1 protein-coding gene is annotated in these 276 nt (G+C 41.3%); it reads left to right on the forward strand.

Features of this window, described 5'->3' with window-relative positions:
* Window positions 1-79: 79 nt before the first annotated feature.
* A partial coding sequence (locus tag PL11201_RS25630) for a helix-turn-helix domain-containing protein (protein WP_144017906.1) occupies window positions 80-276 on the forward strand: 197 nt, incomplete at its 3' end.

The following is a 276-nucleotide window of genomic DNA, read 5'->3' on the forward strand; positions in this document are numbered from 1 at the left end:
TAAGTAGGTAGGCAGGAAGAAACCAAAGTATGTAAAGATAAATGAAGATGGAGAAGAAATCTACCGAGGTCATGAAAATATGGGTGCTCGTTTAAGGGTATTTCTGACTCGTGAGCAAGACAAAACCCTGTTCAACCTGAGAACAGCAGATGTACCACAGAAAGTTAAAGACCGAGCCGAAGTGATTCGCTTAAATTCACAGGGTTGGTACGTCGAAAAAATAGCAACTTATTTCAATTGGACGGCACAGACTGTCAGAGAAGTGTTGCACAAATG

Source organism: Planktothrix sp. PCC 11201, from assembly GCF_900009135.1.
In the GTDB taxonomy this organism is placed as follows: domain Bacteria; phylum Cyanobacteriota; class Cyanobacteriia; order Cyanobacteriales; family Microcoleaceae; genus Planktothrix.